Below are 22,880 nucleotides of genomic sequence, written 5' to 3' on the forward strand. Positions count from 1 at the left end.
TGAAGCGTTGCCCGCGGAAAGCGAAGTATATTTCCGAAGCGTCATTTAAACTCTCACCCTACAGTATTGCGCAGTTTGGTTCTACTACGCAGTTTTATGCAATTCATAAAAATGCTCCCCTCAAGTATCAGATTTTTATTTTTCAATCTGCCTACTTTGAGGGGAGCCTCTATTTTTTATTATTTTTATATAATAGATCAGTTTCTTATAGATCGGGTGCTTCACAATTAAATCATTACACTCATTATTTAGTAACGCTGCCTGGTTCTTTATGAAAATCAAGTCCAGAATATACGGCATCTACATACCCTTTGCGAACGACAAAATCCCCAAAATACTCATTTTCTTGACGTTCTTTTGCATAATGTTTAAAAATATCTTTCAAAATACTGAGGATCTCATCTTCTCCAATATTTTCACGATAAAGCTGATTGAGTCGGTCACCGACAAAGCTGCCACCTAAATAAAAATTATATTTACCCGGTGCTTTACCAATAAAACCAATTTCAGCTAGAGCTGGTCTTGCACAACCATTTGGGCAACCGGTCATACGGATAACAATCTCTTGATCTCTCAACCCTTCTTCCGCTAATGCATCCTCAATTTTGTCGATTAAGGACGGTAAATATCTTTCTGACTCTGCCATAGCAAGAGCACAAGTAGGCATTGCTACACAAGCCATTGAATTGCGACGTAGTCCCGAATAATGCTTTCCTTCTGTTAAGCCATATTCATCAATAATAGCTTGTACTTTTTTCTTCTTTTGTGCACTGACATTTGCGATAATAAGGTTTTGATTTGGCGTTAACCGAAAATCACCTGTATGAATTTTAGCGATTTCTCGTAAACCAGTCATTAATTGATAATCCTCTGTATCTTTAACACGTCCATTTTGAACGAATAATGTAAAATGCCATCTATTTTTCCCTTTGACCCATCCATAGCGATCACCATTATGATCAAAATGGTAATCTTTTTCTTCTTCTAGCTCCCATCCTAGGCGTTTGTTTAATTCTTCTTTGAACCAATCAAGGCCGTAGCGGTCAATCGTATATTTAAAACGAGCATTCTTACGATCAGAACGGTTTCCGTAATCACGCTGAATAGTTACTACTTTTTCTGCAACATCAATGACATCTTCTTTCGCACAATAACCAGCTATACGACCTAGCTGTGGGTACGTGTTTGTATTTCCATGGGTAGAACCCATACCACCACCAACAACAACATTAAAGCCCTTCACTTCATTTTCTTCGATAATGGCAATAAAACCTAAATCTTGTGAGAAGATATCTACATCATTAGATGGCGGTGCAGCAATTCCAATTTTAAATTTACGCGGTAAGTAAGTAGGCCCATATATTGGTTCCTCTTCTTTTGTATCCACGATTTTTTCATTATCCAGCCAAATTTCATGATACGCACCTGTTTTTGGTGATAAGTGATCACTAATGTTTTGTGCCCAATCTTGAATCTCCTGGTGGACGTCCGATTGATAAGGGTTCGGATTACACATTACGTTACGGTTTACGTCACCGCACGCAGCAATGGTAGTCATTAATTGATCATTAATAGTTTTAATCGTATCTTTTAAATTCCATTTTAAAATGCCATGTAATTGAAATGCTTGCCTAGTCGTTAATTTAATCGTATCATCACCGTATTTTTGGGAAAGTTCATCTACTGCCAGCCATTGGTTTGGTGTCGCAACACCACCAGGAATAGCGACACGTAACATGAATTGATAAGCAGGCTCAAGTTTTTGCTTACGTCTTTCATCTCGAATGTCACGGTCATCTTGTTGGTAACTACCATGGAACTTTAATAGCTTGGTATCCTCTTCTGATATAGATGCAGTTATTGGGTCTTGCAACCCTTCTTGTATGGTCCCTCTCAGGAATTCACTATTTGCTTTTATGGCTTCCATTGGATCTAATTTCTTCTTATCTGTCATAACCGTTTCCCCCCTCTTTAGTAGACATCACGCTGATAACGTTTTTCTGTTTTTAATCGATTGATAAAATCTTCTGCTTCCGTACTTGTCATATTGCCTTCTGTTTCTATAATAGTTAAGAGTGTTTGATGAACATCTTTCGCCATTCTTTTTTCATCACCACATACATAGATATGAGCGCCTTGTTCAATCCAACTGTATAGTTCTTTGGCTTTTTCTAACATACGGTGTTGTACATATACTTTCTCTTCACTATCTCGTGAGAAAGCCACATCCATTTTAGTTAATACGCCTTCTTTTAGCCACTTTTGGAAGTCTACTTGATATAAGAAGTCTGTTCGGAAGTGTTGATCACCAAAGAATAACCATGTTTTCCCTTCTAACTCAAGTTCTTCGCGTTCCTCTAAATATCCTCTGAATGGAGCAACTCCTGTACCTGGACCAATCATAATCACTGGTGTCTCATCCGTTGGGAATTTAAAATTCGGGTTTTTATGCACATACACATTTAATTGATCACCAGGCTTAATTCGTTCTGCAATTTCTCCTGAGCATACTCCAGTTCGATCACGGCCGTGTGTATGGTATCGAACTGTTGCAATTGTTAAGTGGACCTCATCAGGATTTGCTTGGTAACTGCTGGAGATAGAGTATTGCCTAGCTGGTATTTTGCGTAAAATTTGAACTAGCTTAGTAGGATCTAAATCTTTTGGTTGATAATCCGTAATTAAGTCTAAAAAGTCACGACCATCGATATATTCTTTCACCTTGTCTGTGTCTTGAATCAGTTTGTTCAACTCTTCATTCTCAAAGTGTTCGCTTGCTTTTTCTAATAAGCTTTTGGTAAGAACGGTTATTTCAAAAATGGAAGTGAGTGCTTCCGTTATCGAGCGTATTTCCCCCTGCTTATTAATAGGTATAGACTGTTCAGGGTCCCATGAAAGTTTTTTAATGATATTTGTCACAATAGTTGGCTCGTTTTTAGGATAAATAGCTAAGCAGTCTCCTGGTTCATAGCTAAGGTTAGAGCCTTCTAAAGAGATTTCAATATGTCTAGTTTCCTTTGCAGATCCTCGACCGCTCAGCTGAATATTTTCTAAAACTTCTGCTGAAAATGGATTTGTTCTTGAAAAGATTGGTTGTTCAGCAGGGCTAGGTGTTACATCACCGGTTTCTGCTGAATTACTTACACTTCCTTGTTCCTCTAAGATATCAATCACTTGGTTGATCCATTCTTCTGCTGGTTCATCAAAATCAACATCACAATCCACTCTCGGGTGGATGCGATTTGCTCCTAATTCTTCTAATCTTTTGTCAAAATCTTTGCCCGTTTGGCAGAAAAATTCATAAGATTCATCCCCCAAAGCGAGTACAGAGAAATTCACATCATTAAGTTTTGGCGCCTTTCGGCTGTGAAGAAATTCATGAAATTGAATTGCGTTATCTGGAGGATCTCCCTCACCATGTGTAGCACTCACAATAAATAGGTCTTCAACTTCTTTTAATTTCTTTGGCTTAAAGTCATCCATGCTGGAAACATTTGTTTCTCTGTTTAGTCCTTTTGCCTTTTCTGCTAATTGTTCTGCCACAGATTGGCTATTTCCTGTTTCGGATCCATAAAGGATGGTAACAGTCCTTAATTTTACGGGTTCTTTTTCTGTTTTCTTTGGCTGAGTAACAGTCCCTTCATTGTTTGCCTGAGAGGCAGCTAAGTACCCCGATAACCAATTCTTTTGTGCGTCTGTCAGAGTTGGTAATAGTTGGTTTAACATTTCTGTTTGTTTTTCATCAAAAGGGCTGTTCATTACTTGTAACGCCAATAGAATCACCTCTCTTTTGTATTTAAAAATAAGGTTTAGCGCCTTGAAATATAGGCGCTGTTCTTTTTCTTTATTATTCCGATAAGTTTACTTTGTTAAGGGTATAAAAATAAACCTTCTAATCAGATGATTGGGTTGCAGCGACATGTAATCCACATTCAGTTTTGTTAAAAGATGCCCATCTTCCAGCGCGTTCATCATCTGAATCAGAAACTGGAGATGTACATGGGATACAACCGATACTTGGGAAACCTTGGTCATGCAGTTCATTATATGGCAACTGCTTTTCCTCAATATAGTCCCAAACGTCGTCCCAAGACCAATAAATCAGTGGACAAACCTTTACGGACTTGAATCGTTCATCCTTATTGATGAAGTTTGTATTGGCTCGACTTGGTGATTGTTCCCGTCTTAAACCAGAAATCCATGCTGTCGCACCAGATAAAACTTCTTCAAGTGGCTTTATCTTACGAAGGTAACAACATTTATCAGGGTCTCGGCTCCATAGTGCTGATCCATGTTTTTTAGCCTGTTCATCCACCGTCAGTGATGGTTTCTTCATCGTTATTTGTAATGAAGGATATCTATTTTTTACTTCGTCAATTAAGTCATAGGTTTCTTGAAAATGTAAACCGGTATCTAAAAAAGCAAGCTTTGCATCAGGTTTAATATCAGCGATTAAGTCAATTAATACCATGCTCTCTGCACCAAAGCTGCATGCATAGACTAAGGAATCTTGGTACATTTCATATGCCCATTTTAATATAGTGTGAGCACCTTTTGTTGGATCGTTGTCATCTGGCTGAAAATCTTTCCACTGTGTATCTGTAAAATGGCTATAGGTAACGATTTGGTCTGACATACTCCCCCTCCTTGGTCAGGTCAATAAAAAAACTTCTTATCTAATTGATAAGAAGGTGTACTTGTATCTTCCACTTCTTATCTTCCGGGATATATTATATGATATCCCGCAGGAATTGGCACAGTGTCTAGTGAAATAGTACCTGTTGCCGAGGATTCACCGGGCCTGCCCCCTCCACCTCTCTGGATAAGAACTCTCGCTTATGAACTTAATATAATAGTATAACTATAAAATGGAAATGTCAACATCTAGGATAGAAAAATATATTAACTTAACATTTTATTAACATCAAGAATCACAAACTATTATTTTGTTTTCCCATTTGATTATAAGCGGTGAGCTCTTTCTCTTCAATGTTTGATTATTTAATTGGTTGTTATCTATACTATGAAACTCAAGTGCTTCATGTGCTTTATGCCATATTATTTATGGACTAATTTCACCAGCAGCTAGATGAGGAGAAAGTTTGGAAGTGGCATCCATTTATAAAAAGTTTCGATGAGGGTAGTAATCTATTATTCTTTCTTTCAAATACTGCCACTTCTTTAGTGCTGCAAGTTCACCTGTTTCCCAATACTATTTTTGAACAGTTCTACAGCTAGATAACACCCTGAGATATCATGGCATCTGCAACCTTTAAAAATCCGGCTATGTTTGCCCCGATAATCAAGTTTCCTCTTTTTCCATATTCCTCAGATGCTTCTATACAATCTTGGTAGATCCCTTGCATAATACTTTGCAATTGAGCTTCCACTTTATCAAACTCCCAAGATATTTTGGAACTATTTTGTGCCATTTCAAGAGAGGATACTGCCACACCACCTGCATTGGCTGCTTTAGCTGGTGCAAATAAGATGTTGTTCTCCACAAAAGTTGTGATAGCTCGAAGTGTAGATGGCATATTTGCTCCTTCACCAATCAGCTGAACGCCATTGTGAATGAGTGTCTTAGCTGATTTTTCATCCAATTCATTCTGAGTCGAGCATGGAAGAGCTATATCACATGGAATGTTCCAAATTCCTTCAAATCCAGGGGTGTAAGTAGCATTTGTATGTTCTTTCACGTATTCTTTAATTCTCTTTCGTTCAACTTCCTTAATCCTCTTAACAGTATCTAATTGGATTCCGTTTTTATCATATATATATCCACTGGAGTCACTACAACCCACAACATGAGCCCCAAGCTGAATAGCCTTTTCCATCGCATAGGTAGAGACATTTCCAGATCCAGATACGACAACGGTTTTTCCATCTAAACTTTCTCCTTGATCTTTCAACATTTCTTGTACAAAGTAAATGAGGCCATAGCCAGTTGCTTCCTTTCGAACTAAACTACCGCCGTAATGAATCCCTTTACCTGTTATAACACCTGCTTCATAGCTTCCTTTTAATCTTTTATATTGCCCGAATAAGTACCCAATCTCTCTAGCCCCCACTCCGATGTCTCCAGCTGGAACGTCCGTGTTTGGGCCAATATGCTTTGCTAATTCATTCATAAAGCTTTGGCAAAAACGCATGATTTCCCCATTTGATTTTTCTTTCGGATCAAAGTCTGAGCCCCCCTTACCACCACCTATCGGCTGACCTGTTAAAGCATTTTTAAAAATTTGTTCAAACCCTAAAAATTTTATAATGCTTGCGTTAACAGTAGAATGGAAACGCGTTCCTCCTTTATATGGGCCAATGGCACTGTTGAATTGGACTCGGAATCCACGGTTTACTCGTATATTCTCTTCATCATCTACCCAAGGAATACGAAAAGAAATCATTCTCTCCGGTTCTACTATTCTTTCTAAAATATTTTGTTCCATATAAATTGGATATTTTTCAAATATTGGTATTAACGAGTGAAATATTTCTTTTACTGCTTGGTGAAATTCCTTTTCATTTGGATTTCGCTGTTCCACGGTTTCAAAAACTCGATCAATATATCGCTGTGCTCTTTCCGATGACTGAGACATAAATCATCATTCGCTCCTTTGTCATGATTAGTCTTATAATATTTATAGTATGCCAATATTAGAAAGTTTGATTTATGTTACATGGACTCATTTAATTTTTTGTCAGAGGGAACAAAGGATAAAACGATCATACCTATAACGAAGAGCAAAATTAGACTTAGTATACCAGCATTCGATCTGCCAGTTATTTGAGCTGTAGCACCTAGTAAGAGTGGACCTGTAATGGAAGCGAATTTACCAAAAATATTATAAAAGCCAAAGAATTCATTCGATTGTTGTTTAGGAATAAGTTTGGCAAAATAAGATCTGCTAAGTGCTTGGATACCACCTTGAGAAGAAGCTACTAGCATAGCGATAATCCAAAAGTCGACAGCACTCTCTAAAAAATATCCATAAACACAAACTATAATATAGACTATAATTCCTATAAAAAGCATCGTTTTTGCTGAATATATATCCGCTAATTTACCATAAACAATGGAGAATGGAGCAGCAACTATTTGTGTTGCAAATAGAACGATTAAAATTGTAGAAGAGCTAAGCCCAACATCATCTCCATATGCAGAAGACATGGAGATAATAGTCCCAACACCATCAATATAAAAGAAGTAAGCAATAAGGAAAATCGATAAGTACTTGTATTGCTTCATGTTTTGTACGGTATGAAAAAGTCTTTTGAAGCTTGTTTTTATCGGATTAAGTTCTGGTTCGATAAAATGAACTTGGGAAACATTTTTAATGATTGGAATAGAAAAAGTTGCCCACCACAAACATGTGATGGCGAATGCTATCCTGCTTGCTGTTACACTTGATATCGGAATGATTTGTTTTTGTGCTAACAAAATAATGACAATACTGATAAGAAAAGGAATGGTGCTCCCAATATACCCAAATCCAAACCCACGGGCAGAAACATGATTCATTCGTTTATCGTTGGTTACATCCACCAAAAACGCGTCATAGAAAATGTTTGCCCCAGTAGAGCCAAGTGAAGCGAAGGTATAAAAAATTAAAAGAAGCAGCCATTCTCCTTCAGGTATAAATATAAGAACAGTAGTAGAAAAAATACCGAAAGCCATAAAGCTGAGGAAAAATTTCTTTTTAAACCCTTTGTAATCGGCAATCGCTCCTAGAATAGGGCCTAGCAGGGCCAATATAAAAGTAAAGGTAGCAATCGTATAGCCAAGGTACGCTGTGGAAGTTGCCCCAGAAATCCCTTGATTAGTAGCTTGAGCTTTATAATATAACGGAAATACAGCGGTGGTGATAATAATGGTAAAAGCGGAACTGGCCCAATCATAAAATACCCAGCTATTTTCCTTTTTAGAGTACCGTTTCATGACTTCTCAACTCCTTTACAAACATTGTACTAAATTAAAAGAGAAAATCTTACAATACGAAAAAAATTTAATAAATATTTAGTTTAATCATCGTTTATCATTTATCTATATGGGTAAATTAAAAATAAATATGATTTTGGGAGGATATGAAATAATGTATAAACCCTTACAAGCTTTCTTTAAAACCGAAGATGATGCCGAAACTGTAAAAGCATTATTAAATAAGTTAAAAGCAAACGATATAGTGATTGATCAGTTGCCTGATGGTGATGAGGGTGTCTTTTTGGTTCCGCTTGCATACTCTGGCAGTTCTACCAATGGAGTTGGAGCCGGTTCGGGAGGAGGTGTTCTCCCTCTTATCTCAAGGGATGAGATAGGTGGAGACGAAGAGTCAAGAGAATTTGTACTAGAGTGTGAAGTTGCTGAAGAAGACTATCAGGAGTCTTTGAAAATAGTCATGGAGAACGATGGTTATGTGGATAAAAAGCAAATAGATAACCACTAGTATTAGTTTCCCCCCTAAGTTTTTTCCAGGTGGGTAAATACCTTTTGCCCTCTTCTGGATTTTTTTGTTGACACACTTGTATATACAAGTTAAAATGTGAAAATGTATTCGGTTTCCTGTATATACAAGTACATGGATCCATAAAGAAAAGGAGGAAGCAGTATGAGTAAATATACAGAGCCTGCTAAAGATCTATTAGAAAAAGTTGGTGGAAGTGACAATATTTCAGTTGTAACACATTGTGCGACAAGAATGCGTTTTGTTCTAAATGATTCTAATAAAGCAGATGTAAACGCTATAGAAGATATAGATGTCGTGAAAGGAACTTTTACACAAGCTGGTCAATTCCAAGTTATTATCGGTAATGAAGTGGCAACCTTTTATAATGAATTTACGAAAATAGCAGGTGTAGATGATACATCAAAGGATGACGCCAAAGAAGCAGCTAAACAAAATATGAATATCATACAAAGACTTGTTTCTCACTTGGCAGATATTTTTACACCGATCATTCCTGCATTAGTTGTTGGTGGTCTTATATTAGGTTTTCGTAATGTTATCGGTGACGTTGAAATGATGAACAATGGAACGCAAACGTTAGCGGGTTCTTCCCAATTCTGGAGAGGGTTATATGATTTTCTTTGGTTAATCGGGGAAGCAATCTTTCACTTCCTGCCGGTCGCCATTACATGGGCGATATCAAGGAAGATGGGTACTACTCAAGTGCTAGGTATTGTGTTAGGTATTACATTAGTTTCACCTCAGCTACTTAATGCTTATGGTGTAGCTGGAGCTGAAGAAATCCCTGTTTGGGACTTTGGATTTGCACAAATCGACATGATTGGGTATCAAGCGCAAGTCATTCCCGCTATTTTAGCTGGTTTTGTCTTAGCTTACTTAGAAATTTGGTTACGTAAAATCATTCCGCAAGTAGTTTCGATGATTTTTGTTCCGTTTTTCTCATTAATCCCTGCCGTTTTGGTAGCACATGTTGTATTAGGGCCAATTGGCTGGGAGATTGGTTCATGGATCTCTAACATTGTATATTCGGGCTTAACTTCTGCTTTCGGTTGGCTATTTGCAGCTGTATTTGGTTTTGCCTATGCTCCACTTGTTATTACCGGACTGCATCATATGACAAATGCAATTGATTTACAGTTGATGAGTGAATTTAATGGGACGAACCTTTGGCCAATGATTGCGCTATCTAACATAGCACAAGGTTCAGCTGTTGTAGCGATCATTTATTTAAACCGCAAAGATAAGAAAGAGCAACAAGTTTCCGTCCCTGCTGCTATCTCTTGTTATCTAGGCGTAACAGAACCTGCATTGTTTGGTATTAATTTGAGATATTTATTTCCATTCATAGCAGGTATGTGTGGTTCTGCTATTGCAGCTGTTATTTCCGTAGGTTCTGGTGTGATGGCCAACTCTATTGGTGTTGGCGGTATACCAGGTATTCTTTCGATTCAAGTGCCGCATATGTTAATGTTTACGGTTGCTATGGTTATTGCTATTGTAGTTCCATTTATTTTAACAGTATTCTTATCCAAGACAAAAATGGGGAAAGATGCTTATGAACGTTTAGGGAAATAAGATGATGAAAGAGGAGACATCTCCTCTTTTTCCTATGTAAATAACTTTTTAAGGAAGGTGAGTAAAATGCGAGAAAAATGGTGGCAAAAATCAGTTGTTTATCAAATATATCCAAAAAGTTTTAATGATACAACTGGAAATGGAGTTGGGGATATACCAGGTATTATTCAAAAATTAGATTATTTAAAGACTTTAGGGGTTGATGTGATTTGGTTAACACCGATTTATGCGTCTCCACAAAGAGATAATGGGTACGACATTTCGGATTATTTTGCAATCCATGAAGAATATGGAACAATGGGAGATTTTGATCAGCTATTGAATGAAGCTCACCAACGTGGGCTGAAAATTATTATGGATATTGTGGTGAATCATACATCTACAGAGCACCATTGGTTTAAGGAGGCAAGAAAATCGGTCGACAATCCTTACCGTGACTACTATATCTGGAAGGGAGGAGATCCAAGTGAACCTCCAACGAATTGGCAATCCAAATTTGGTGGTTCTGCGTGGGAGTATGAGAAATCCACAGAGCAATATTACTTGCATTTATTTGATGTCACGCAAGCAGACTTGAATTGGGAAAAAGACCAAGTCCGCCGAGATGTTTATGAAATGATGCGATTTTGGTTAGATAAAGGGGTGGACGGTTTTCGGTTAGACGTCATAAATCTTATATCAAAAGATCAACGTTTCCCGAATGATGATGGTTCGCTGCCGCCAGGAGATGGACGAAGATTTTATACAGACGGGCCTCGAGTTCACGAATTTCTCCATGAAATGAACCAAGAAGTATTTAAAGGACGTCAAACGATGACAGTAGGTGAAATGTCTTCCACAACAATGGAAGATTGTATAAAATATACAAACCCAGAACGAGAAGAGTTAGATATGACATTTAATTTTCACCATCTCAAAGTGGATTATCCTAATGGAGAAAAGTGGACAAAGGCGCTATTTGATTTTCAAGAGTTAAAACAAATTTTGTCCAAATGGCAAGAGGGAATGCATGAGGGTGGTGGCTGGAATGCCTTATTCTGGTGTAATCATGACCAGCCTCGCATTGTTTCTAGGTTTGGCGATGATCAGAATTATCATCAAGAATCTGCAAAGATGCTGGCAACGACGATACATTTGATGCAAGGAACTCCTTACATTTATCAAGGAGAAGAGTTCGGGATGACCAACCCTGGTTTTGATGCTATCGAGCAATATCGAGATGTAGAATCTAAAAATATGTATGATTTAAAAAAAGAAGAGGGAATGTCTGAACAAGAAATTATAGACATCCTAAAAGAGAAATCGAGGGATAATTCGAGAACACCTGTACAATGGAGTGATGAACCGAATGCAGGATTCACAACAGGGACGCCGTGGATAGATATACCGCATAATTATCAACAAATTAATGCAAGCAAAGCCCTTCAAGAAGAAGGTTCTATATTTCAACATTACAGGAAACTGATTAGGCTAAGAAAGCAATATCAAGTTATTACAGATGGAACATATAGCTTGATTTCCCCTGAGCATCATGCTATTTTTGCCTATATTAGGGAAAATGACGTAGAACAATTAATGGTTATTAATAACTTTTATGGACAAAAAGTAGAGTTCTCTTTACCCGAAGAAATAAGCGGCGGTAACATCATCATTTCCAATTATTTAGACTCCCGTTGGGATCCGCAAATGCTGACTTTACGTCCATATGAATCAATAGCTTACTACAGAAAGAAGTAAATGAGGCAGATGATATGGAAAATAAGTACTTTGTTATCTATAAAGATATGGCAAAGAAAATGGACCACGGCCAATATAAACCAAAACAATTTTTACCATCGGAACATGAATTAAAAGAGCACTATGATACATCGAGAGAAACGATTCGAAAAGCCCTAACATTGCTAGCGCAAAACGGATATATACAAAAGATTCGAGGTAAGGGTTCTATTGTGATTGATCGCAGTAAATATGACTTTCCTGTGTCGGGATTAGTGAGTTTTAAAGAACTCACCAAAAAGCTGGGCCAAAAATCGGAGACGATTGTGCATACGTGTCAATTGGTGCATGCTTTTGGTTTTATAAGGGATCAATTAAACTTATCTGCCAAACACAAAGTGTGGGAAGTCATTCGGTCTAGAAACCTAGACAATTGTCGAGTTATCTTAGATAAGGATTACTTTGTGGAAAAGTATGTACCGTATTTAACAGAAGAGATTGCGAAGGATTCTATTTATGAATATATTGAAAACCATTTAGGCTTAACGATTAGTTTTGCTAAAAAAGAGATTGTGGTAGAAGAACCTACAGATGAGGATCGTTCTTTATTAGATTTAGAGGGTTACCATAATATTGTCGTAATTAAAAATTATGTGTATTTGGAAGATGCTAGCTTATTTCAATATACCGAATCACGCCATCGGCCAGATAAATTTCGTTTCGTTGATTTTGCAAGGCGAAACTCTTAAAAGCTTGGTAAGCACTTTTCCTTCCATTTTAAAAAAGCGCAGTATAGGTGTTTATACTGCGCTTTTTTTTATCTTTTTACCAAAAGAAAAATGGCGAAAAAGCAATGGTTGCAATAGCACCTAATGCAATACCAATACCTAAACCAGCACCATACCCGAAAAAGCCAATTCCATAACCACCTAAGTTTCTGCGGCCTCCTATTGGCTCTAAAAATACACGTGAAGGGCTAACACGGCGAATAATTCCTCTATGCACTTGCCCATCATGTGTTACAATTTTGGCGGGTCTCCCAATGTTTCTACAACATAAATCATAATGATGTCTGGACATACCTATACTCCTTTCCTGCATGCATAATACAATATATGCGGAATAAACCAAGTTGTATGGTTATGTGGAAGGTGGTATGCGCACATCTTATTCGTGTCCCCTGATGTCATTGATTACATCAAGGAATGTCGCATTAGGTAAGTATAGTAATTTAGATATAGGATAAGTGTTTCGTTTGATAAATTGTTTGATTAAGTTGTAACCAATTAAATACCCTAAGTTTTTTGGTATACCGCGTCCGCCATACATAATATGATCGTGGATGGCATCATTTCGAGTAATAGATAGATGAGGGGAGATCAGATCTTCCCAATAGGAACAAAAAGTTTCCGGAGGTATTATTTCGAGTCGTTGGTTGCCATAAGCATTGCCTAAAAGTTTACGAACAGCGTATTCTGCAATTCCCTCTAAAATGATCGCATCTAATAATTGATATTCTTGCTCCTCTTTCGGGAAGTGTTTTAAGCGACATGCATGACTATATTCATGAACAAACACAGCAGCTACTTGCTTTGCGGTAGCATTGCTATTGATAAATAAAAAAAGCTTATCAGGATAGCAGAGACCTGCATTTCCTCCATACCATTTACTTAATTCAAGGCTTCGCTCATTGGATGGTAATACAAAAATAGGTATATCCGGTCCATTCCACTTTTGGCGGAATTTTTGATACAGCTTTTCAGTGATCGTCAAAAATCGTTTCTTTAACCATGCTTGAATATAGGGGGGATCATTTTTTACTGGTACAAATAGGCCGTTTTGGATGAGATAATCTTGTATTATATCTGCCTCTGCATTTTGAAAAAATCCCATTAATGGCTCACAGATTTTGTTCTGTTGCTTACGAAAAGCTTCAGCATTTGATGTAGCTTCTAATTGAGTATAAGCTTTCAGCCACTGATTGGTTGGCTTCAACCCCATGCCAATTCACCTGCCTTCTAAATAATAAAAAAAGGGGCTATGTAAGGTCGATACCAAAGATTCTGTAGAAAATAACTTTTAAAAGTTCTATAGGCTGTCTTTCCAGCTATGCGGTTTATCTTTGAAATAAATTGTAGTAAGATTAGATATAATTGTTATTAAGTAGTGTATACTGAATGTTTAAAGAAGGTGAATAAAATGGAACAAAAAGAGATTGAATTATTGAAATTGTTAGAAAAAAACGGTCGTTTAGACACGGTTACGATAAGTAAAATGATTGATATCAGTCCAGAAGAAGTAGAACAAATGATTGCAAAGCTAGAAAAGGAAAATGCGATACTCGGATATTCAACACTGGTGGATTGGTCTAACGTGTATGAATATGAAGGGGTTGCTGCATTAATAGATGTCAAAGTAACGCCGGTAAGAGGGGTTGGCTTTGACAAAATTGCTTCTAGAATTTATAGGTTCCCCGAAGTAAAAGCTGTGTATTTAATGTCAGGCTCTTATGATTTAAGTGTGTCTGTTGAGGGACGTACCATGATGGAAGTTAGTCGATTTGTATCGGAAAAATTATCTACTTTAGATACGGTAATCTCCACCACTACTCATTTTATTTTGAAGAAATATAAGCACGATGGCATTATTTTTGATGAAGATAATGACGATGATAAAAGGATTATGGTGACACCATGAGCACTTCTTATTTAGCAAAAAATGTGGAAAATCTAAAGCCATCAGGTATTCGGAAATTTTTTGATCTCGCATCAAAGATGGACAATGTTATCTCATTAGGGGTTGGAGAACCAGATTTTGTGACACCTTGGAATGTAATTGAAGCAAGCTATCACTCCTTAGAAAAAGGATATACCGCATATACAGCAAATGCAGGGTTAATGGAGTTAAGAGAAGCGATTAGCGATTACTTAAATAAGACCTTTTCCATTTCCTACGAACCAGAGTCTCAAGTGCTTGTCACGGTAGGAGCTAGTCAAGCGATCGATTTAGCTTTACGAGCCGTCGTTGACCCAGAGGACGAGGTACTTATTGTAGAACCGTGCTTTGTATCCTACGGCCCAGCTATTAGTCTGGCAGGAGGGATCCCTGTACCTATAAGTGCCCAGGCTAAGAATGAATTTAAAATAACACCAGAACAAATAGAGGAAGCCGTCACAGAAAAAACAAAAGCCATTGTGTTATGCAGCCCTAACAACCCTACCGGGACAGTCTTAAATCAGTCAGAACTAGAAGAAGTTTCAAGCGTCATATGTAAACATGACCTTTTAGTGATTTCTGATGAAATTTATGCAGAATTATCTTATGATGACCAAGCGGCAAGTATTGCGTCCATTAACGGTATGACAGACCGTACTGTTGTCATTTCAGGTTTTTCCAAATCATTTGCCATGACAGGTTGGAGACTTGGTTATGCAGTGGGACCGACCGATATTATTCGAGCAATGACCAAAATTCATCAATATACGATGATGTGTGCTCCAACAATGGCACAACATGGTGCATTAGAAGCTTTGAGAAATGGTAATGATAGTGTAATGGAAATGAAAACAAGTTACCGGCAAAGAAGAAATTTGGTAGTCAAAGCATTAAATGAAATGGGATTATCCTGTCATTTGCCAGGTGGTGCTTTTTATGTTTTTCCTTCGATTCGAGAAACAGGCCTAAGCTCAGAGACGTTTGCTCAAAAGTTATTAGAAGAAGAAGGAGTTGCTGTTGTACCAGGACATGTATTTGGGGAAAGCGGGGAAGGATATATTCGTTGTTCCTATGCTACATCGATTAAACAATTAGATGAAGCAATGAAGCGAATGAATAGATTTGTTGAGAAGCACACATAAGTTATCGCCAAGTTGTAAGACACTTTAAACCAGAACCGGTATCAGGTTCTGGTTTTTATATGTTAAAAAACAAGAAATAGTATAAGCAGGCGTCACCATTTATGGCATAAGACTATCAGCTAGCGTAATATGCGAGATTTTATTAGCATCCTTTTATAGTTGTAGGTATAAGTTTGATTAAGGAAACTAAAAAATAATATTTGTACTTACAAGTTGAAGTATATTATAATAAGAGTTATAGAAAGACAGAGAGAGAGGATGGCATAAATGGAAATAAAGCGCATACACAATGTGGAGCTGACAACGAAGATAGGGGAAAAAGTTGAGCTTCCTGAAAGAGTATTAGCAGACATTAATGAAAATATTACAGCAGAATTTAAAGTTTCATGGACTGATATTCCTGCTGAACAATGGAATCAACCGGGAACCATTGAAGTCGAGGGGGAAATTGAACATAAAGAATATCCAAAACCTTTTATCGAACAACGAGCAGATCCATATTTGTATAAGCACTCAGATGGATATTATTACTTTACAGGATCGTACCCATTATATGACAGAATCGTTTTAAGACGCGCTAAAACGATTGATGAACTGCCAAACGCGGAAGAAAAAGTCATTTGGTGGAAACATGAATCCGGTATCATGTCTGAACATATTTGGGCACCGGAAATCCACTATATAGATGGAAAATGGTACATTCATGTTGCGGCAGGAGATAAAGATGACGTATGGGCGATTCGACCGTATGTGCTGGAATGCAATGCAGAAAACCCTTTAGAAGGGGATTGGGTGGAAAAAGGGCAAATCAACACTGAATTCCAGAGTTTTTCATTAGATGCTACAACATTCGAGCATCAAGGAAAGCGGTATTTAGTTTGGGCACAAAAAGTAGAAAACAATACGATTTCGAATTTATATATTGCCGAAATGGAGAACCCTTGGACCATCAAAAAGCAAGTATTTTTATCTACGCCTGAGTACAATTGGGAAACGATTGGGTTTGATGTCAATGAAGGACCTGCCATGATAAAGAATGGCCATAAAATATTTATTGCTTTTTCTGCTAGTGCTACGGATGAAAACTATGCAATGGGGCTATTGCAAGCAGACATCGACAGTGATTTATTAGATCCTGATTCATGGACAAAGGAAAAAGAGCCTGTGCTTGTATCCAGTGACCAAACAGGTGAATATGGACCTGGACATAATAGCTTTACAACGGATGAGGATGGATTTGATTTACTTGTTTATCATGCCAGACCATATAAAGGATTTAACACAGAGAATCCTCTTTATGACCATAATCGTCATGCACGAATTCAACGTTTATTTTGGACGAAAGATGGTTTTCCATACTTTGGGGAACCTGGCTACCAATTAAACTATCAGGGTATGAAAGCAAAAGCCATTATTACAGTAAAATAAGAAATGCCGAGCCACTATGCTCGGCATTTTTTCTCTTATCATAACAGAAGTATAAAATTTGTTCGTAATATCCATAAACTACGCAATAACTTTGGAAAGTTTTCCTCCCACTTTGCTCACGATGAGTGCTTAATCTAAGCTGCGGAAAATCGAAGTATATTTCAGAAGCTGTATTTATATACCACTCTCTCCAACCTTTGCACAATCGAATTTATTGGATGATATATTCAATTTCATCAAGCTTTCTTGAATATTTGATGTGAAAATCTTTTTGGTCAAAATACCACATATCTGATTCTTCTACAAAAAAGTAGATGCCCTCTTCTTCAATTCCCGCACCAGGATCTTGTGGCTCTGTTTTTTCAATGGCTAGAGAAAATCCTTTATGTACACCGCCAAAGCCACCGTACCTTGCTAAGAACCGCAAAGAGTCATTTTCTTTTAATTCTAATTCTTTAATAAACCACTTTGCAGCTGGTTTTGTGATAGACATTTCCAATGTTCTTCCCCCTTTTCGTTTAATATACCAAAAGGATGGGATGGATTACTACCTTTTGTATTTAAGTTACATTGGCTAAAATAAATACTGTTAGATTTTCTTACATTTAAATAGGAATGCTTTTTCATATTTTGTATACTGTAAACAAGAAGTTACGACGAATGCATAAGTGAAATAGGTGGTGTTACGAATGTCAGATAATCCGTCCTATAAGCAGAGAAAAGTGATCACCATAGGTGTAGTAAGTGAGTTGACGGGATTATCGGAACGTCAAATCCGATATTATGAGGAACGGAAGCTAGTTTTTCCGCAGAGATCACCGAAGGGAAATCGAAAGTATTCCTTTGCCGATGTGGAGTTATTAATAGATATTGCAAATAAGCGTGAAGAAGGCGTACAAACTTTTGAGATTAGACAAGACATGTTAAGGGAAGAAAGAAAAAAGGAAAAGAAATTGCGTAAACAACTATTACGTGGTGAAATTAATGCGCGATTTGGAGTGCAAAAAGAATAGACTGCAAAAAAAGGGAAGCCTAGTGTAAACGAGGCTTCTCTTCTTTTTGATATGGATTGTATCTAGTAAGTTTTATGGCATATTGACTGTCTCTTTCAAACTCCTGGCAATACCTTTCATAGTCCTGAACAATTTCACTTATCGGCTTTTTATACAGATCTTGATCATTCACATCGACTACACCTTTAGCCATCAACTGCTCGATTACATACGCTTTTTGCCTTTCGACCGCTTCACGTAAAAACGCCATGGCATAAGCCTCCTATAATTTAATTATGTGAGATTGCTTATTGTAAGTATTACCATGTTTGCTATATGTTATACTATCTGAACATATGCGATTATAGCGGAAATGTGACAGTGTAGTAGTCATGTCGTGTGCATGATTTTACTGTATCAATAGTTCGTGTCGAGTGTAGAATTACTATATAATATTGGTAGAAGTATGGAAAATCTAACTTTAGTATATGTTATTATCTTACCTTTGTATTGGCTTTTGTCAAGTAACTTAACATACAATTTAATAAAATAAATGAGGTGTTTACAAATGGGTAATCTACAGGTATCTGTGATTATTCCTACATATAATCGGCCCGTGGCACTAGCGGAGTTGCTAGGAGCTCTTGTTGAACAAACATTCCAGCATTTTGAAGTCATCATAGTGAATGATGCTGGTCAAGAGGTGGATTCTGTTGCGGCTTTGTATCCAGAATTAGATATAAGGGTGATTGATTTACAGGAAAATCATTACCATGTCTATGCCCGGAATCAAGGGATAAAGGCTGCTAAGGGGTCCTATATTATGTTTATGGATGATGATGATCTGCCATTGCCTTCTCATATGGAGCGGATGGTGAATGGTTTAAAAAGTGCTGAGCTTGTATATAGTGATGTAGAAATTGTAGATTATGAAGAAACGGAAACAAAGCGGATTCCGTTAAACCATTATTTATTTGCTTATGAGTACGATTTACAAGCTATGCGCCAATTTTCTACATATGTTCCATCTGGAAGTATGTATAAAAAAGAGATTCATGATCAGGTGGGAAGGCTTGATGAGGAGATGCGTAATTACTGGGATTGGGATTTCTTCTTAAGAGTGGCGGAGGGTTTCCGTGTGGAAAGAATCCCTGTTGCTAGTGTATTATATGGATTTTCTTTAGAAGGAAATAACCAATCCAAAAATTTAGATAACATGCGGTTTTATTTGAACCGTCTTAGTAAAAAGCATGATTTAGGATATCTACCGACGAAAAATTTTTATTTGTTATTGGAAGAACCTAGTGTTAAGCAAAGGGAATCGGAAAGCGAACGGATTTGGGATGGTGAGATGCCCCCATCTCGTTATGTAAGGTAGGGGATACTTTTGAGTCGACAACGTGACTTTACTAACGGAAATTTATGGGTAGATTTATTTTATTTTTCTGCGCCCATAATGTTTGCCAACCTTTTGCAGGTATCTTATCAATTTATTGATAGCCTTTGGGTTGGTAATTTGCTTGGTGCGAATGCTTTAGGAGCAGTGGCTGTTTCAGGTACTGTTATCTTTACCGTTCTTTCCTTTATTATTGGTATGAATAACACGACATTAACGATATTGTCTCAGCAAAAGGGCAAAGGAAATGAAGAAGGATTAAAAAATTATTTGAATGCTTTTGTTGTCACATTATCTTGTTTAGCTCTATTGATGGGTACATTTGGATTCATTTTTGCAAAGCCAATTCTACAGTTGTTAGGTACACCAATTAATATGCTGGCTGATGCTACCATTTATTTCCGAATTAATGCAATGGGAATCTTTTTTTTAGTTGGATATAATTTTATTAGTACCGTATTAAGGGCAGTTGGTGATAGTAAAACACCGTTAAAATTCGTAGCTATAGCTGTTTTACTTAATATTGTATTAGATCCTTTATTTATCTCTGTATTTGGATGGGGGATAGAAGGTGCAGCTCTTGCCACTATCTTTTCTCAAGGTTTTTCTTTCATCTATGGTGTGATTTATGTGTTAAGACAGAAGCTAGTCCCATTTCAGTGGCCAGATATTCCAAAATGGAAAGAAGTTCGTCTCATTCTGCATCTAGGTATTCCGTCTGGTCTGCAAATGGCAGTTATCTCAGCAGGATCTGCTGCTATTATGAGTGTTGTTACATCACATGGAGAAGCTGTAGTAGCAGGATATGGTGCAGCTCAAAGACTGGATAGCTTATTTTTATTACCTGCACATGCCTTAAGTGCAACAGTCAACAGCATGGCTGGTCAAAATATTGGTGTTGGAAAATGGGATCGAGTGAAAAAAATCTCTTTATATGGTGTGGTTTATAATACGTTTATTATGCTTTTTTTCGCTTGTTTAATTGTATTTTTTGCCCCGTTTGGTATCCAATTATTTATACAAGAAGATCAAGCGATAGCATTTGGTGCTCAATATTTAACGATTATTGCCTTTTTTTATCCGTTTTTAGGGATTAATTTTGTTTTAAATGGGATTGTACGGGCATCTGGAGCAATGTATCAAGTGTTAATATTGAACCTTTTATCTTTTTGGGCATTACGTTTTCCTTTAGCATATCTCTTCTCTAAATGGATGGGGGAAGATGGGATTGGTTATGGTATTGGTGTCAGCTTTATGGTCAGCAGTATGATTGCTTTTTTATATTATCGATTCGGGAAATGGCGTATGAAACAAATTTTCCCTAGCGATGAAAGAGAATAGTAAAAGCTGGATGGAATAAAAACGTAACGATTGAACAAAGTAAGAATACACGTCAAAAAATGAACAGGAGGAATCCTTATGAATAAACGTGTGTTTTTACTATTTAGTATTTTATGTTTGTTTTTGATTGTCGCTTGTAACCAACAATCATTAGAGCCTGAAAATGAAGAAGGAACAAATCCAGAGTATGTTGGCTTTGGTGGTGATCAGGGTGGGGGAGATAATCCGCAAATAACGGAAAGACGTTTCAGAGTACCGATCACTCCAGGTAAAGAGCAAAACATATTTGGTGACGAAGATAGATATACCCAACGCTATCAAGATGGGGAAAGAAATGATGAGAATAATCAACAGCAACAACAAAATCTACAACAAAATCAGCAACAAAATCAGCAACAAGAGCAAGCAGACCAAGGAAATGAGCCACAAGGTAACACAAATCAAGGTAAATTAGGTGATTTTAGGCAAAAAGTGATTGATTTAACAAATCAAAGAAGAAGTGAAAATGGAGCAGGAAATGTTTCGCTAGATCAAGAATTAGCGGAAGTGGCACAAAAAAAGTCGCAAGATATGGCAGAAAATAATTACTTTTCCCATACCTCTCCAACTTATGGCTCTCCATTTAATATGCTGGATCAATTTGGAGTAGACTATACAAAAGCATCCGAAAACATAGCAGCTGGTCAAACCTCCCCTGAACAGGTTGTTGAAAGTTGGATGAACAGCGAAGGGCACCGCAAAAATTTATTAGATCCGGCTGTTACACATATTGGTGTAGGATATGCATCAGATGGTGATTACTGGACACAACTGTTTATTAAAAAATAAAGTAAAAGGAGCTGTTTCATTTTGGAAATAGCTCCTTTTTTATGACGCTATCCTTTTCATTCATTATTTTTAGACGTATAATATCCATTTGGAACTTTATAATAGCTGGAATAAGAAGGGAGCCATTTTTATGGCACGTCATGAATCTACATTACCATTAAAGATGTTATTGTTTTGCTTTCATGGGGCAAATACCATTATTGTTAGTTTTTTACCATTATATCTTCAATATAGAGGATTAAGCGGTACCGAAATTGGCTGGGTAATGGCAATAGGACCATTAATTGCTATTTTTTCGCAGCCGTTTTGGGGTTACCTTAGTGATAAATATCAAACCGTTAAACGAATCTTAATGTTATGTTTAATCGGTTTATTGATAAGTAGTTCGGTTTTTCTTCAATTGGCCTCTTTGCCATTATTGCTCACTTTAGGAGCTTTATTTTTCTTTTTTGCAGCACCTGTTGGGGCATTGGGTGATAGCCTGTCACAACGTCGGGCTGATCAGCTTGGTATCTCGTTTGGATCGATTAGAACATGGGGATCGATAGGTTTTGCTGTGTCTACTTTAACCATTGGAGAATTATTGTCGGTTATAGGCATTCAGTATATTGTTTGGCCATATCTTTGTTTAGCTTTTGCTTGTTTTATAGTAAGTACAAGGCTTGTCGATGTGAAAGTCGAGACTGCTCCAGTTCAGCTGAAAGATGTACGTTTATTAATAAAAAAGAAACCGTTTGTCATATTTCTTGTACTTATTACTTTCATTACAATATCTCATCGTGCGAATGATAGTTTTATTGGCATTTATATTGCGTCATTAGGCGGTGGAGAAGATTTAGTAGGTATTGCTTGGTTTGCTGGTGTAGCCAGTGAGGCGATCATTTTTGCAACGGCAGGCTATTGGTTTAAGAAATTCCATCCTTTAATATTTATTATCGGTGCGGGTTTATTGTATTCGATCCGTTGGTATTTTTATGCAATATTTGAGGATCCGATGTTTATTGTGGGATTACAGTTTTTACATGGGCTGACTTTTGGAGTGTTTTACTTAACCGCCTTTCAGTATGTTACAAGAGTAATACCTAATATACTGCAATCGACAGGTCATTTAGTTTTTGTATCAGTATTCTTTGGTTTTTCAGGTATAATTGGTTCACTATTTGGAGGTATGGTGATAGACAGCTTGGGTGGCGGGTCGTTATACTTCTTTATGGGTCTATTAACAACCATTGGCACCATTTTGATGCTTATATATCATTGGCTGCCGTTTGGAAAATCATAAATG

Annotated in this window: 22 protein-coding genes and 1 riboswitch; of the genes, 13 read left to right on the forward strand and 9 right to left on the reverse strand. The window is 37.2% G+C overall.

Going from position 1 to position 22,880, the window contains the following annotated elements; genetic code table 11:
• A partial coding sequence (locus GHD00_RS20940) for a hypothetical protein (RefSeq protein WP_205600759.1) occupies window positions 1–275 on the forward strand: 275 nt, incomplete at its 5' end.
• Here the strand turns inward: GHD00_RS20940 and cysI are convergent.
• The 5 genes from cysI to GHD00_RS12405 form a co-directional block, all read right to left on the reverse strand.
• Complete coding sequence (cysI, locus tag GHD00_RS12385) at window positions 245–1,954, reverse strand: assimilatory sulfite reductase (NADPH) hemoprotein subunit (protein ID WP_163538489.1); 1,710 nt, start codon at window positions 1,952–1,954, stop codon at window positions 245–247. The genes GHD00_RS20940 and cysI overlap by 31 nt on opposite strands.
• Before the next feature lie 17 nt (window positions 1,955–1,971).
• Complete coding sequence (locus tag GHD00_RS12390) at window positions 1,972–3,774, reverse strand: assimilatory sulfite reductase (NADPH) flavoprotein subunit (RefSeq protein ID WP_163538490.1); 1,803 nt, start codon at window positions 3,772–3,774, stop codon at window positions 1,972–1,974.
• A gap of 118 nt (window positions 3,775–3,892) precedes the next feature.
• Window positions 3,893–4,636 (reverse strand): phosphoadenylyl-sulfate reductase, encoded by a 744-nt coding sequence (locus tag GHD00_RS12395; protein ID WP_163538491.1) that lies wholly within the window; start codon window positions 4,634–4,636, stop codon window positions 3,893–3,895.
• 74 nt (window positions 4,637–4,710) lie between these two features.
• Window positions 4,711–4,829, reverse strand: a riboswitch (SAM riboswitch).
• A gap of 405 nt (window positions 4,830–5,234) precedes the next feature.
• A complete protein-coding gene (gene gdhA, locus GHD00_RS12400; RefSeq protein WP_163538492.1) occupies window positions 5,235–6,596 on the reverse strand; it encodes an NADP-specific glutamate dehydrogenase in 1,362 nt (453 codons plus the stop codon).
• Between the two features lie 77 nt (window positions 6,597–6,673).
• The gene (locus GHD00_RS12405) at window positions 6,674–7,936 is read right to left on the reverse strand and encodes an MFS transporter (RefSeq protein ID WP_163538493.1); all 1,263 of its coding nucleotides are present in this window, start codon (window positions 7,934–7,936) and stop codon (window positions 6,674–6,676) included.
• A gap of 154 nt (window positions 7,937–8,090) precedes the next feature.
• Between GHD00_RS12405 and GHD00_RS12410 the strand changes: the two genes are divergently transcribed.
• From GHD00_RS12410 to treR, 4 genes are all read left to right on the forward strand, one after another.
• Window positions 8,091–8,441, forward strand: a complete 351-nt coding sequence (locus tag GHD00_RS12410; RefSeq protein ID WP_163538494.1) for a hypothetical protein — start codon at window positions 8,091–8,093, stop codon at window positions 8,439–8,441.
• 162 nt (window positions 8,442–8,603) lie between these two features.
• On the forward strand, window positions 8,604–10,037 hold the full coding sequence (gene treP / locus GHD00_RS12415; protein ID WP_163538495.1) for a PTS system trehalose-specific EIIBC component: 1,434 nt from the start codon (window positions 8,604–8,606) through the stop codon (window positions 10,035–10,037).
• Window positions 10,038–10,103: 66 nt separating this feature from the next.
• Complete coding sequence (treC, locus tag GHD00_RS12420; protein ID WP_163538496.1) at window positions 10,104–11,774, forward strand: alpha,alpha-phosphotrehalase; 1,671 nt, start codon at window positions 10,104–10,106, stop codon at window positions 11,772–11,774.
• A 14-nt stretch (window positions 11,775–11,788) separates the two neighbouring features.
• Window positions 11,789–12,502 (forward strand): trehalose operon repressor, encoded by a 714-nt coding sequence (gene treR / locus GHD00_RS12425; protein WP_163538497.1) that lies wholly within the window; start codon window positions 11,789–11,791, stop codon window positions 12,500–12,502.
• Window positions 12,503–12,578: 76 nt separating this feature from the next.
• On the opposite strand, the gene GHD00_RS12430 is transcribed toward treR, so the two are convergent.
• Together GHD00_RS12430 and GHD00_RS12435 are read right to left on the reverse strand one after the other, a co-directional pair.
• Complete coding sequence (locus GHD00_RS12430; protein WP_163538498.1) at window positions 12,579–12,833, reverse strand: hypothetical protein; 255 nt, start codon at window positions 12,831–12,833, stop codon at window positions 12,579–12,581.
• An 87-nt stretch (window positions 12,834–12,920) separates the two neighbouring features.
• Window positions 12,921–13,754, reverse strand: coding sequence for a DUF2268 domain-containing putative Zn-dependent protease (locus GHD00_RS12435; protein ID WP_163538499.1), 834 nt, complete (start codon window positions 13,752–13,754; stop codon window positions 12,921–12,923).
• A gap of 198 nt (window positions 13,755–13,952) precedes the next feature.
• On the opposite strand from GHD00_RS12435, the gene GHD00_RS12440 reads away from it, so the two are divergent.
• From GHD00_RS12440 to GHD00_RS12450, 3 genes are all read left to right on the forward strand, one after another.
• Window positions 13,953–14,450: an Lrp/AsnC family transcriptional regulator gene (locus tag GHD00_RS12440; RefSeq protein WP_163538500.1), complete on the forward strand. Its 498-nt coding sequence runs from the start codon at window positions 13,953–13,955 to the stop codon at window positions 14,448–14,450.
• Window positions 14,447–15,610, forward strand: a complete 1,164-nt coding sequence (locus tag GHD00_RS12445) for an aminotransferase (protein ID WP_163538501.1) — start codon at window positions 14,447–14,449, stop codon at window positions 15,608–15,610. Before GHD00_RS12440 ends, GHD00_RS12445 begins: the two co-directional genes overlap by 4 nt.
• Before the next feature lie 267 nt (window positions 15,611–15,877).
• Window positions 15,878–17,038, forward strand: coding sequence for a family 43 glycosylhydrolase (locus GHD00_RS12450; RefSeq protein ID WP_163538502.1), 1,161 nt, complete (start codon window positions 15,878–15,880; stop codon window positions 17,036–17,038).
• A gap of 211 nt (window positions 17,039–17,249) precedes the next feature.
• Here GHD00_RS12450 and GHD00_RS12455 read toward each other — a convergent pair whose 3' ends face one another.
• Window positions 17,250–17,531, reverse strand: a complete 282-nt coding sequence (locus GHD00_RS12455; RefSeq protein ID WP_240468687.1) for a HesB/YadR/YfhF family protein — start codon at window positions 17,529–17,531, stop codon at window positions 17,250–17,252.
• Window positions 17,532–17,727: 196 nt separating this feature from the next.
• Between GHD00_RS12455 and GHD00_RS12460 the strand changes: the two genes are divergently transcribed.
• Entirely contained in the window at window positions 17,728–18,051 is a 324-nt protein-coding gene (locus GHD00_RS12460; protein ID WP_163538504.1) for a MerR family transcriptional regulator, read from the forward strand.
• A gap of 19 nt (window positions 18,052–18,070) precedes the next feature.
• Here GHD00_RS12460 and GHD00_RS12465 read toward each other — a convergent pair whose 3' ends face one another.
• Window positions 18,071–18,301 (reverse strand): hypothetical protein, encoded by a 231-nt coding sequence (locus GHD00_RS12465; RefSeq protein ID WP_163538505.1) that lies wholly within the window; start codon window positions 18,299–18,301, stop codon window positions 18,071–18,073.
• 297 nt (window positions 18,302–18,598) lie between these two features.
• Here GHD00_RS12465 and GHD00_RS12470 point away from each other — a divergent pair, with 297 nt between their 5' ends.
• From GHD00_RS12470 to GHD00_RS12485, 4 genes are all read left to right on the forward strand, one after another.
• Window positions 18,599–19,408, forward strand: coding sequence for a glycosyltransferase family 2 protein (locus tag GHD00_RS12470; RefSeq protein WP_163538506.1), 810 nt, complete (start codon window positions 18,599–18,601; stop codon window positions 19,406–19,408).
• A 9-nt stretch (window positions 19,409–19,417) separates the two neighbouring features.
• Window positions 19,418–20,767 carry an MATE family efflux transporter gene (locus GHD00_RS12475; RefSeq protein WP_163538507.1) on the forward strand — a complete coding sequence of 450 codons (1,350 nt, stop codon included), beginning with the start codon at window positions 19,418–19,420 and terminating at the stop codon, window positions 20,765–20,767.
• Window positions 20,768–20,845: 78 nt separating this feature from the next.
• Entirely contained in the window at window positions 20,846–21,595 is a 750-nt protein-coding gene (locus GHD00_RS12480) for a CAP domain-containing protein (RefSeq protein ID WP_163538508.1), read from the forward strand.
• Window positions 21,596–21,725: 130 nt separating this feature from the next.
• The gene (locus GHD00_RS12485; RefSeq protein WP_163538509.1) at window positions 21,726–22,877 is read left to right on the forward strand and encodes an MFS transporter; all 1,152 of its coding nucleotides are present in this window, start codon (window positions 21,726–21,728) and stop codon (window positions 22,875–22,877) included.
• Window positions 22,878–22,880 lie beyond the last annotated feature (3 nt).

The sequence above is a fragment of the Gracilibacillus sp. YIM 98692 genome (assembly GCF_010993965.1).
GTDB lineage: Bacteria > Bacillota > Bacilli > Bacillales > Amphibacillaceae > Gracilibacillus.

What these genes read in the sequence shown, in the direction of transcription:
- cysI (WP_163538489.1), bottom strand. Translation starts at nt 1,954, where the DNA reads ATGACAGATAAGAAGAAATTAGATCCAATGGAAGCCATAAAAGCAAAT.
- GHD00_RS12395 (WP_163538491.1), bottom strand. Translation starts at nt 4,636, where the DNA reads ATGTCAGACCAAATCGTTACCTATAGCCATTTTACAGATACACAGTGG.
- gdhA (WP_163538492.1), bottom strand. Translation starts at nt 6,596, where the DNA reads ATGTCTCAGTCATCGGAAAGAGCACAGCGATATATTGATCGAGTTTTT.
- GHD00_RS12405 (WP_163538493.1), bottom strand. Translation starts at nt 7,936, where the DNA reads ATGAAACGGTACTCTAAAAAGGAAAATAGCTGGGTATTTTATGATTGG.
- GHD00_RS12410 (WP_163538494.1), top strand. Translation starts at nt 8,091, where the DNA reads ATGTATAAACCCTTACAAGCTTTCTTTAAAACCGAAGATGATGCCGAA.
- treP (WP_163538495.1), top strand. Translation starts at nt 8,604, where the DNA reads ATGAGTAAATATACAGAGCCTGCTAAAGATCTATTAGAAAAAGTTGGT.
- treC (WP_163538496.1), top strand. Translation starts at nt 10,104, where the DNA reads ATGCGAGAAAAATGGTGGCAAAAATCAGTTGTTTATCAAATATATCCA.
- treR (WP_163538497.1), top strand. Translation starts at nt 11,789, where the DNA reads ATGGAAAATAAGTACTTTGTTATCTATAAAGATATGGCAAAGAAAATG.
- GHD00_RS12430 (WP_163538498.1), bottom strand. Translation starts at nt 12,833, where the DNA reads ATGTCCAGACATCATTATGATTTATGTTGTAGAAACATTGGGAGACCC.
- GHD00_RS12435 (WP_163538499.1), bottom strand. Translation starts at nt 13,754, where the DNA reads ATGGGGTTGAAGCCAACCAATCAGTGGCTGAAAGCTTATACTCAATTA.
- GHD00_RS12440 (WP_163538500.1), top strand. Translation starts at nt 13,953, where the DNA reads ATGGAACAAAAAGAGATTGAATTATTGAAATTGTTAGAAAAAAACGGT.
- GHD00_RS12445 (WP_163538501.1), top strand. Translation starts at nt 14,447, where the DNA reads ATGAGCACTTCTTATTTAGCAAAAAATGTGGAAAATCTAAAGCCATCA.
- GHD00_RS12450 (WP_163538502.1), top strand. Translation starts at nt 15,878, where the DNA reads ATGGAAATAAAGCGCATACACAATGTGGAGCTGACAACGAAGATAGGG.
- GHD00_RS12455 (WP_240468687.1), bottom strand. Translation starts at nt 17,531, where the DNA reads ATGTCTATCACAAAACCAGCTGCAAAGTGGTTTATTAAAGAATTAGAA.
- GHD00_RS12460 (WP_163538504.1), top strand. Translation starts at nt 17,728, where the DNA reads ATGTCAGATAATCCGTCCTATAAGCAGAGAAAAGTGATCACCATAGGT.
- GHD00_RS12465 (WP_163538505.1), bottom strand. Translation starts at nt 18,301, where the DNA reads ATGGCGTTTTTACGTGAAGCGGTCGAAAGGCAAAAAGCGTATGTAATC.
- GHD00_RS12470 (WP_163538506.1), top strand. Translation starts at nt 18,599, where the DNA reads ATGGGTAATCTACAGGTATCTGTGATTATTCCTACATATAATCGGCCC.
- GHD00_RS12480 (WP_163538508.1), top strand. Translation starts at nt 20,846, where the DNA reads ATGAATAAACGTGTGTTTTTACTATTTAGTATTTTATGTTTGTTTTTG.
- GHD00_RS12485 (WP_163538509.1), top strand. Translation starts at nt 21,726, where the DNA reads ATGGCACGTCATGAATCTACATTACCATTAAAGATGTTATTGTTTTGC.